This is a genomic window from Synechococcus sp. MU1655, from assembly GCF_023630655.1.
Classification (GTDB): Bacteria; Cyanobacteriota; Cyanobacteriia; order PCC-6307; family Cyanobiaceae; genus Synechococcus_C.
The window spans coordinates 1-9815 of the sequence record NZ_JAKUHK010000049.1 but is presented as its reverse complement, the minus strand read 5'-3'; the positions used below and the strand labels follow the sequence as shown (position 1 = coordinate 9815).

Sequence of the window (9815 nt, the reverse complement as noted above, 5' to 3'; positions counted from 1 at the left end):
TCTCCACAACCGGCAAACAATCGCTCAAGGCTGCAGGCTGGGATGATTGGATCCAGCCTCTGAATTGTTTTGTTGGCGCATGGCTTCGTTGGGGCTGGAGGGTAAGCGTTGTTGAGCCGCTTCGATCAAACCTCGGAATAAGGGATGGGGCCGGCCAGGTCTGGATAGGAATTCCGGGTGGTATTGGCAGGCGGTGAAGAAGGGATGTTCGGGAAGTTCGATCAGTTCCACCAATCGGCCATCGGGGGAGCTTCCGCTGATTTCGTAGCCAGATTCGAGAAAAAGATTTCGGTAAGCGTTGTTGAATTCGAAGCGGTGGCGATGGCGCTCGTACACCACTTCTTCTCCATACAGCTTGGACGCCAGACTGCCTGCTGAGACACGGCAGGGGTAGACGCCCAAACGCATCGTCCCTCCAAGGTCAACAACGTCTTGTTGTTCGGGAAGCAGATGGATCACAGGATGGGTGGTTCCTGGCTCGAGCTCAGCGCTTGTGGCATCAGTGAGCCCTGCCAAATTGCGAGCCCACTCGATCACGGCGCATTGCATTCCTAGGCAAAGGCCAAGGAATGGCACGCGCTGCTCCCTCGCCCAGCGGATGGCGGCCACTTTGCCATCAACGCCACGGTTGCCGAATCCACCTGGCACGACAACAGCGTCCATGCCTTTAAGAAGGACATCAGCGCCTTGATTTTCAATCTCTTCTGCGCAGACCCAATGCAGATCCAGGGAGGCGTCCTGGGCTAAACAGGCGTGGCGTAGGGCTTCTACGACAGAGAGGTAGGCGTCGTTGAGTTGGACGTATTTGCCCACTAACGCAACCTTGACCGCCGGGCCGGGATTGCGGAGTTTGTGCACCAGTTGCGCCCAGTCCACCATGTCACTGTCGTGATCTTCGAGGTCCAAGACGTCGAGGACTTCACGGCACAGTCCTTCGTCTTCGAGTGTGAGCGGTACTGCGTAGATGCTGTCGGCGTCCAAGGAGGGGATGACCGCTCGCTGAGGTACACCGCAGAAGCCTCCGATTTTGCGTTTGAGCTCATCATTGATGTCGCGATCACTACGACAGACGAGCAGATCTGGCTGGATTCCGATCGAGCGAAGTTCTTTGACCGAATGCTGGGTGGGCTTTGTTTTCAGCTCTCCCGACGTGCCGATAAAGGGGAGCAGGGTGACATGGATGTAAGCCAGATCTCGTCGTCCCACATCTCCTCGGAACTCTCGAATCGCTTCCAGGAAGGGCAACGACTCAATATCACCAACAGTTCCGCCGATTTCTGTAATCACAACATCGGCATTGCTGTTGGAGGCCACACGGTGAATGCGGTCGCGGATTTCACCGGTGATATGGGGGATGACCTGAACGGTCCCGCCGTTGTAACTGCCTCGGCGCTCCTTATTAATGACGGATTGATAGATCGAGCCGGTGGTCACGCTGTTCAGGCGCGACATGGCGGTGTCGGTGAAGCGTTCGTAGTGGCCAAGATCGAGATCCGTTTCTGCACCGTCTTCAGTGACAAACACCTCCCCGTGCTGAAAGGGGCTCATCGTTCCTGGGTCCACATTCAGATAGGGATCCAGCTTCAGGATTGAAACGCTGTAGCCCCGTGACTTCAGCAAGCGCCCGAGGCTCGCGGCCACAATCCCTTTGCCGATGCTGGAGACCACACCGCCGGTGACAAACACGAACTTGGCCATGGCTTGCTCGGCAACATGTCAATTTACTGCGGTAGACCCTCACCCTGGTATCCGTGCGCACTCTCCTGATTAGTGGTGCAAGTCGTGGGATTGGTCGTGCGGTGGCTGAACGAGCTCTTGCCGACGGCCATCGCCTCAGCCTTGGGCTTCGTGATCTGGAGGCGTTGAAGCAGACGCCCCTTGATCCTGCGTTGGCTGGGAGCGACAAGGTGTTGCTTTGTCCCTATGCCGCTGAGGACCCTGCGGCGGCCCAGGCCTGGGTTGAGGCCACCTCCAACTATTTTGGCGGCTTCGACAGCGTGATCCATAACGCCGGGATCTTCAGCCGTGTGCCGCTGCTCTTCGAGTCGGGCGAAGAACAAGAAATCGCTCACATCATCGATGTGAACCTGATGGGACCTTGGTGGCTGACTCGCGCGGCATGGCCGCAGTTGGCATCCCACGGAGAGGGTCGCATTCAGGTTTTGGTTTCGATGAGCGGGAAGCGCAGCAAAGGTCGCCTGGCGGCTTATAGCGCCAGCAAATTTGCCCTGCTTGGTCTCTGCCAAACCATGCGCAACGAGGGTTGGGCTGCCGGCATTCGGGTCACGGCGATTTGTCCTGGCTGGGTCAATACGGATATGGCGGCTGCAGTGCGTAGCGGTCCGAGCGACCGCTGGCCAACGCAATCGATGGAAGCTGAAGCGATGACTCAGCCCGAAGACATTGCGTCGATGAGTGCTGAACTGTTGAGACTTCCCAATCGGGCGGTGCCCTTTGAGCTTGCGGTTAGCTCCAGCCTGGAGTGATGCTTAGTGTTCCAGCAGGCTGCGAAGCATCCAGGCTGTTTTTTCGTGGATCTGAAGCCGTTGGGTGAGCAGGTCGGCAGTGGGTTCGTCGTTGGCAGCTTCTGCCAGAGGAAAGATGCTCCGTGCCGTACGGGCTACGGCCTCATGGCCGGTGACCAGCTCACGCACCATGTCGAGCGCGGCAGGTTGTTGCTCTGCTTCTTGAATCGAGGCCAAAGCGGCCAGGGTTGAACCTCCATGGGGTGCCAAAACGCCAAGGGCGCGTATGCGCTCAGCGATCACATCCAGGGCGTTCCACAACTCGGTGTACTGGTCCATGAACATCAGGTGCAATGTGTTGAACATCGGCCCGGTCACGTTCCAGTGGAAACCGTGGGTTTTGCCATACAACACGTAGGTGTCTGCGAGGAGCCGGCTGAGTTCAGCAGCGATTTCCTCCCGTTGTGTGCTGGTGATGCCGATGTCGATGGCGGAGTTTTGGGCCATGGTGGATGGGAGTTGAAACGCTTGGTTGTTTAAGAATCCAAGGATTGGATGTAATCGCGCACCTTGTTTCTGCGCTGGGGCTGGCGCAATTTCAAAAGGGCTCGGGTTTCGATCTGACGCACCCTTTCTCTGGAGAGGTTCATGTCTTCGCCGATTTGAGCGAGGGTTCGGGGGGTGTCGTCTTCAAGGCCAAAGCGACAGCGAATCACGGTGGCTTCCCTCGGGCTTAGCTCATTGAGCAAGTGTTCGAGATCGTCATGGAGTGAATCGCGGGTGAGGGTCTGCTCTGGTGTGGCGTGTTCGTCTTCTAAGAGCTCCCCGAGCTGGGTGTCTTGATCCTTGCCCACCTTGGATTCCAGTGATACGGAGCGGGGAACGCGAGCCAGCGTTTGACGCACAGTGTCTTCGCTGACGCTGAGCTCTCTCGCCAGATCTGTCATCGAAGCGGTACGCCCTTCATTGCTGGCGATCTCTTGCTGCACCCGTTTGATTCGGTTGAGCTTTTCAGTGATGTGAACCGGGAGGCGAATGGTGCGGCTCTGGGTGGCAATCGCCCGAGTGATCCCTTGGCGAATCCACCAGTAGGAGTAGGTGCTGAAGCGAAAACCGCGGGTGGAATCGAATTTTTCGACTGCCCGTTCGAGTCCCAAGGTTCCCTCTTGGACCAGGTCCAGAAGCTCCATACCTCGGTGCTGGTACTTCTTCGCTACAGCCACCACCAAGCGCAAATTGGCCTGGATCATCCGGTCTCTGGCCTTCCGCCCTCGACGCAGGCGTAGTTGCAGCTCCCTGCTGTCGGTGCTGATGAGGTTGGCCCAGGTCTCATAGCCCTTGCTCAGGCCCTGGTTCAGCTCTTGTAAAGGCATCTCGGCAGCTCGAGCCCACTCCTGTCTTGTGGGCCAGTGAGAGAGATGGTTGGCCTCTCTCAGCTGCAGTTCCTCAAGACAAAGCAATCGTTCGATTGCAGGATGCTCTTTGGCGAATTGACGTTCTTCGCGCTTCAGGCCCTCGTATTGCTGAACGAGGCGAGATAACACCACCTCGTCTTCAGCGGTGAGCAGGTCTACCCGACCGATGTCCTGCAGGTAGAGACGCAACAAGTCGTTGCCGCCGCTCCAGCGGATCGGGGCTGATCCCGTTGATGAGGAGCTGGCGGACAAAAGGCTGAGAAGTCGATGAGCTTTCTCAAGGGTCTCGGTTTAAGCCAGTTGGTCTGCAGAAACGTTGGTTTCTGTTCGGGTTTTGTGCTGCGACTAGTCAGTGGTTTCTGTCACGGGATCCACCCAAGTGCTGGCGACATGTAAATCGTCGAGTTGTCGTTCAGAGACCCCTGCGGGCGCAGCCGTCATCAGGCAGCGTGCCTGCTGGGTTTTCGGGAACGCAATCGTGTCGCGGATTGAGTCCTCTCCGGCGAGCAACATCACCATTCGGTCCACGCCAAAAGCCAGCCCACCGTGGGGAGGTGCACCCATGTCGAGCGCATCGACCAAGAATCCGAACTGCTCTTGGGCCTCCTCTGGAGCAAGCCCGATGCTGTTCAGCACCTCTCGTTGCAGGGCGGAGTCATGAATACGCAGGGAGCCCCCTCCTAGTTCCAGGCCGTTGAGAACTAGGTCGTAGGCCTGGGCGCGAGCTGTGGGAAGGGTTTTGGCCCACTCCTCAGCCTTATCGCCCAGGTCGGTGGTGTTCGGGGCGCAGAAGGGATGGTGTAGGGCTTCGAGCCGATTTTCGTCTTTGTTGAATTCGAACATCGGGAAATCGACAACCCACAGAAAATTCCACTGATCGTTCTCCCTGTCGGGCTTCACGAGCCCCATCTCTTTGGCGAGATATTGGCGCACACGATCGAGAGCTTTGTTCACCGTTGCGGTGTCTCCAGCACCAAAGAGCAGCAGGGTTCCGGGCTCAGCCTCGGTGCGCTGCAGCAGGGTTTGCTTCTGCTCGTCCGACAGGTTGTCCTTGATGGCTCCAATGGTGTCGATTTCGCCGCCCTCTCGCACCCGGATGAAGGCGAGGCCACCGGCGCCTGCTGCTTGGGCTTCGCTGAACACATCACCACCGGGCTTGATCCGCACGTTGGACACAGCGTCATTGCCTCCGGCTACCGCAATGCACTTCACGGAGCCGCCGGACTTCACCGCTCCACTAAACACCTTGAAACCCATGTCTTTCACGATGTCACTCACATTGGTGAGCTCCATGCCGTAACGGGTGTCGGGGCGATCCGTGCCGTAGCGCTCCATCGCCTCGTGCCAGGTCAGGCGTGGAAACGGCAGTGGAAGATCAATCCCTTTGACCGTTTTCCAAATAGCAGCAATCAGCCGCTCATTGAGCTCGAGGATCTCTTCCTGGCCCATGAAGCTCATCTCCATGTCCAGTTGCGTGAACTCAGGCTGTCGATCTGCCCGAAGGTCTTCATCGCGGAAGCAGCGAGCTACCTGGTAGTAACGCTCAATGCCGCCCACCATCAGCAGTTGCTTAAACAGCTGCGGCGATTGGGGAAGTGCGAACCATTCACCACCGCAGACGCGGCTTGGCAGGATGTAATCCCTGGCGCCTTCTGGGGTTGAGCGGGTCAGTACCGGAGTTTCCACTTCGATAAACCCTTCGTCTTCGAGGAATCGGCGTGCCGTTTGGATCGTGTGGGCACGCAAGCGAAGGTTGTCGTTCATGCGCTTGCGGCGCAGATCTAAAAAGCGGTGGCGAAGGCGCAATTCTTCGCGCGTGTGTTCCTCGTCATGCACAGATACAGGGAAGGGAAGCGTGCCTTTCACGCTGTTGAGCACGTGGATGCTGCTTGCTAAAACCTCCACCGCACCGGTGGCAAGCCGGTCATTCAGCGACTCCCCAGGACGGGCCCGAACCATTCCCTGGACTTGCAAAACGGTCTCGCTACGCAGGTGTTCGGCGACGGCAAAAGCATCAGCGCCAAGGTCGGGATCCACGGTGATTTGAACCGTGCCGCTGCGGTCGCGCAGGTCGATAAAGATCACCCCGCCATGATCGCGGCGGCGATCCACCCAGCCGCAGAGCTGCACGGTTTCGTCGATGTGCGTGTCGCGCAGGTCGCCGCATCCGTTGCTGCGCATGGGAGTTTCGCTGGAGAGAGGCGAGTTTCCCACAGCCGGTGCCAAGACGCCTATGCCCCGACTAGGAACGGCGATAGAAGGGGCGTTTTACAACAGTGGCCGGTTGGAGCTGTCCACGGATCTCAACGCTGAGCTCTGTGCCGAGCTTGGCAAGGGCTGGCGGTAGGGAGGCGAGGGCAATGGGCTCTTGGAGAGTGGGAGACCAGCTACCGCTTGTCACCACGCCCACGGTCGCTCCGTTGTGGATGACGGGGTAATCGTGGCGGGCAATCGAACGGCCCTGCAGTTTCAATCCCACGAGACGCTTGGAAGGTCCCTGTTCAGCTGCTTGCTCAAGGGCTTGTCGTCCGATGAAAGTGGCGGGCATTTCCAGATGCACCAGCCACCCCAAGCCAGCTTCAAAGGGGGTTGTGGCAGCGTCCATGTCTTGGCCGTAGAGATGCATGGCTGCCTCCAGTCGCAGGGTGTCGCGAGCGCCGAGGCCGCAGGGTGTTACGCCCTCCTGGAGCAATTGCTGCCATAGCTGTCGGCCGTCGTCTGCGTTGAGCAGCAGCTCTACGCCATCCTCTCCGGTGTAGCCGGTGCGTGCTGTGAAGACAGGGGCTTTGAGCCCCTGAATGTTGAGACTGCAGTGGCCAAAGCGCGGCAGTTCGCTGAGATCGCTTCCACTCAATCGCTCCAGTAGGCCGATTGCCTTTGGCCCTTGGAGAGCAAGCAACACCCCATCCTTCTTCTCGTCGAGGACCTGCAGATCAGCTCGCTCAAGATGTTGGCGAATCCAGGCTGTGTCGGTTTCAGCGCAAGCTGCATTGATGACAACCAGCAAGGTTTCGTGACTCGCGTCCACCAAGGATGGGCCTAGGTCATAAATGATTAAGTCATCAATGATTCCGCCCTGTTCATTCAGCAAGACGGAATAGCAGGCTTGGCCAGGACCGATTCGGTGCAGATCACTCGGTACAAGTTGTTGTAAAGCATCTTTGGGATTGGCGCCTTCAAGTCGCAAAACTCCCATGTGGGAAATATCAAACATGCCGCTGCTGCTGCGTACCGCCTTGTGTTCAGCCATGAGCCCTGAAAATTGAACGGGCATTTCCCATCCAGCGAAGGACACCATTCGACCTCCGGCCGCGATGCAGAGGTCATGGAGCGGTGTGAAGTTCTGGTCCATGACCGAGGTGCTAGCCCTCAAATCCTATGAACCAACTTGCACTTGAATTGGTATCAATCCTGGAATTGGAATTAAAGCAGCAGATTGCGGTGGTTTTGTGGTCCGCTTTGGCAAGCGTCCTTAGTCTGAGCTCGCGTTTCAGCAGGTGTGATGTGACTCAGTCAAGTTGTCAAACCTGCGTGCATTGCACTCCTCCTGCAGCAACAGGATCTGGGTGGTGTCGGTTACGGCGACTCTCCGTTCATGCGGAGTTGGCGAATCAGGTGTTTTGTCACCACTGGACCTGTCGTCCACCATCCCTTCCTGAGCTCAATCTTCAGGAGCCTTTGTTGATCCCTTTGGATCGTCAGTTGGATTTTTGTGATTCGATGCAAACGTCTGATCAGGATTCCGAAGTAACAGTTCGGCTGTAAGTAAAAGCTTTGAGTGGATTTGGCTCTTCTAAAAATATTGGAGATTTTGATTTAGAGATTGATGAATATGGACTTTTGACCTGAGCATTTGATCTTTAGTGCAGTGAGTGAATTGCGGCGTCAATCTTGAGTTGAGGTAGATGTTTAGGCTCCCCTTGGTTCCTGAGTCATCAACAGCAGAAGGCTGCGGGTGACTTTGGCGGCCAAGACGCTACTGATCCCACTCGAATCGAGTTGAGGAGCGAGTTCCACCACGTCTGCGCCCATGAGGCGGTGGTGGCGCAGCTCGTTGATCACAGTTGCGAAATCGTTCCACATAAATCCACCTGGCTCTGGAGTCCCTGTCCCCGGCATCACGGCCGGGTCAAACCAGTCCAGGTCCACGGTGAGGTAGATCGGCCGTCCTCTGAGTGGGGTCATTCGCTCGGGGATGTCTTGAACTGAGATCAGTCGGTCACTGCGATGTAGCTCTCTGAATTCTTCAAAGGTGCCGCTGCGGATCGCAATCTGTAAAAGCTGTTGGCTGGGCAGCACCTCCAAACAGCGGCGCATGGCGCAGGCATGGCTGTGACGGGATCCAAGCCACTCATCCCGTAAGTCGGCATGGGCATCGAGTTGCACCAGCACGAGGTCGGGGTGTCGCTCCGCCACAGCAGCAACCGCACCAGAGCTGATGGAATGCTCACCGCCAAGCATCAGCGGCTTCATGTCTGCAGCCAGCACGGTGTCAGTGGCGTGGCGCACGGCATCCACAACGGGCTGTGGGTCGCCATAGGGAATCTCAACGGCTCCAATGTCGACGTAAGGGATGTCTTCGAGGTCTCGATCCAGCTGGGGACAGTAGGTCTCAAGACCTGTGCTCACTTCCCGAATCGCGGCTGGGCCAAATCGGGTGCCTGGGCGGAACGAGGTGGTGCCGTCATAGGGCACACCAAATAAGGCCACCCGGCATCCCTCTGGATCGCGGCGTCCTCCCATAAAAATGGCACCTTCGTCATCAAACAGGCTCTGATCAATCGTTGGGCTTTTGGGATTGTTCATGGATTCAGTTCCCGTTCAATAAACGCTGGAATGGTGTTGAAGGCTCCTTGCTGCCAGCGGGGACTCCAGATGGCACACCCTTCGGTTACGGCTGCGGCGCGCTCGCTTTGAACGGTGAGGTAACGGGGCGCATCCTTCGCTGCAAAGGTCCAGCTCCACCATCCACTTGGATACATCGGCACCCAGCCGTAGAGAGGATCAGCATGGCCAAACAGCTCCCGAATCAGCTTCACCATGTCGATGTGCACTTGGCGGAAGGCTTCGGGTGATTCGCTTTGGGTGGCAAACACCCCCCCTGGCTTGAGGATGCGGCAGCAGTTGCTGAAGAAGGCACGGTTGAATAGGCCTTCTGCAGGTCCTGTGGGGTCTGATCCATCCACTAAGACGACGTCGTAAGTCGCGTTTTCGGCTTCAGCGGCCCAAGCAATGCCATCACCAACACTGAGGTGAAAGCGAGGGTCGTGCCAACACCCGCCTCCGAGTGAAGGAAGGTGTTCTTGGCTGAGAGCAACAACCCTGCCGTCGATCTCCACCATGTCGAGGTGCTTCACCCCTGGGTGGCGCAGGCATTCGCGGGCGGTTCCGCCATCTCCACCGCCAATCACCAGCACGCGCTCGATGGCCTCTGCCGAGCAGAGCGCAGGATGCACCAATGCTTCGTGGTAATGGCGTTCCTGGTGTTCTGCCGTCATCCAGCAGCCATCCAAAAGGAGTCCTTTCCCGTAGCGCTGGCTATCGATCACGGTAATGCGCTGAAACGGGCTGGTCTCCTCAACCAGCACACGGCCTTCCAGGCCGTAGCGCACACCGTTGTGGTGCTCATCGATCCAGTTGCCACTGGTCTCAGGTGCAGTGGTCATATGGCGGGGCGCTGGACGTTCGCTCTATCCAGCTAAAACCAGCACCGGTTGGATGGCGTGATGCCAAGGTCAGGGGTGTCAGTCGGTTGTCTTGCGCCTCAGGTCCAACAGGGAAAGGCATTGACGACACCACGGATGCTCCGGTTGAGTTGGTCGCTTCTGTATTTGTTTACTTTGGGGGGCTGATTAGTACTGTTGTTAATTTGTTGCTACTTGAAATAGCGTTCATCAGTTGCTTCTTGATGAGGTTGCGCTTGTTCACAGTTGCT

At 57.4% G+C, this 9815-nt stretch carries 10 protein-coding genes; 3 read left to right on the top strand and 7 right to left on the bottom strand.

The window, feature by feature from the left end:
- Positions 1-24 precede the first annotated feature (24 nt).
- Complete coding sequence (pyrG, locus tag NCN04_RS04075; RefSeq protein ID WP_250395250.1) at positions 25-1698, bottom strand: CTP synthase; 1674 nt, start codon at positions 1696-1698, stop codon at positions 25-27.
- Positions 1699-1751: 53 nt separating this feature from the next.
- Between pyrG and NCN04_RS04070 the strand changes: the two genes are divergently transcribed.
- Positions 1752-2486 (top strand): SDR family NAD(P)-dependent oxidoreductase, encoded by a 735-nt coding sequence (locus NCN04_RS04070; RefSeq protein WP_048347532.1) that lies wholly within the window; start codon positions 1752-1754, stop codon positions 2484-2486.
- Positions 2487-2489: 3 nt separating this feature from the next.
- On the opposite strand, the gene NCN04_RS04065 is transcribed toward NCN04_RS04070, so the two are convergent.
- The 4 genes from NCN04_RS04065 to gcvT form a co-directional block, all read right to left on the bottom strand.
- Complete coding sequence (locus NCN04_RS04065; protein WP_250395249.1) at positions 2490-2972, bottom strand: Dps family protein; 483 nt, start codon at positions 2970-2972, stop codon at positions 2490-2492.
- A gap of 29 nt (positions 2973-3001) precedes the next feature.
- Entirely contained in the window at positions 3002-4132 is a 1131-nt protein-coding gene (locus tag NCN04_RS04060; RefSeq protein ID WP_048347530.1) for an RNA polymerase sigma factor, RpoD/SigA family, read from the bottom strand.
- 93 nt (positions 4133-4225) lie between these two features.
- Positions 4226-6061: an aspartate--tRNA ligase gene (gene aspS / locus NCN04_RS04055; RefSeq protein WP_250395248.1), complete on the bottom strand. Its 1836-nt coding sequence runs from the start codon at positions 6059-6061 to the stop codon at positions 4226-4228.
- 61 nt (positions 6062-6122) lie between these two features.
- A complete protein-coding gene (gcvT, locus tag NCN04_RS04050) occupies positions 6123-7232 on the bottom strand; it encodes a glycine cleavage system aminomethyltransferase GcvT (protein WP_048347528.1) in 1110 nt (369 codons plus the stop codon).
- Positions 7233-7384: 152 nt separating this feature from the next.
- On the opposite strand from gcvT, the gene NCN04_RS04045 reads away from it, so the two are divergent.
- Positions 7385-7645: a hypothetical protein gene (locus tag NCN04_RS04045; protein WP_048348382.1), complete on the top strand. Its 261-nt coding sequence runs from the start codon at positions 7385-7387 to the stop codon at positions 7643-7645.
- A 144-nt stretch (positions 7646-7789) separates the two neighbouring features.
- Here NCN04_RS04045 and speB read toward each other — a convergent pair whose 3' ends face one another.
- Both speB and speE read right to left on the bottom strand, forming a co-directional pair.
- Positions 7790-8686, bottom strand: a complete 897-nt coding sequence (gene speB, locus NCN04_RS04040; protein ID WP_250395247.1) for an agmatinase — start codon at positions 8684-8686, stop codon at positions 7790-7792.
- Positions 8683-9546 carry a polyamine aminopropyltransferase gene (gene speE / locus NCN04_RS04035; RefSeq protein WP_048347526.1) on the bottom strand — a complete coding sequence of 288 codons (864 nt, stop codon included), beginning with the start codon at positions 9544-9546 and terminating at the stop codon, positions 8683-8685. Before speE ends, speB begins: the two co-directional genes overlap by 4 nt.
- Between speE and NCN04_RS04030 the strand changes: the two genes are divergently transcribed.
- Positions 9534-9815 (top strand): hypothetical protein (locus NCN04_RS04030; RefSeq protein ID WP_250395246.1); only part of this gene is annotated, 282 nt, incomplete at its 3' end. The two genes, speE and NCN04_RS04030, sit on opposite strands and share 13 nt — an antisense overlap.

Coding starts and splice junctions, on each gene's coding strand:
- NCN04_RS04065 (WP_250395249.1), bottom strand. CDS start 2,972: ATGGCCCAAAACTCCGCCATCGACATCGGCATCACCAGCACACAACGG.
- pyrG (WP_250395250.1), bottom strand. CDS start 1,698: ATGGCCAAGTTCGTGTTTGTCACCGGCGGTGTGGTCTCCAGCATCGGC.
- gcvT (WP_048347528.1), bottom strand. CDS start 7,232: ATGGACCAGAACTTCACACCGCTCCATGACCTCTGCATCGCGGCCGGA.
- speB (WP_250395247.1), bottom strand. CDS start 8,686: ATGAACAATCCCAAAAGCCCAACGATTGATCAGAGCCTGTTTGATGAC.
- speE (WP_048347526.1), bottom strand. CDS start 9,546: ATGACCACTGCACCTGAGACCAGTGGCAACTGGATCGATGAGCACCAC.
- aspS (WP_250395248.1), bottom strand. CDS start 6,061: ATGCGCAGCAACGGATGCGGCGACCTGCGCGACACGCACATCGACGAA.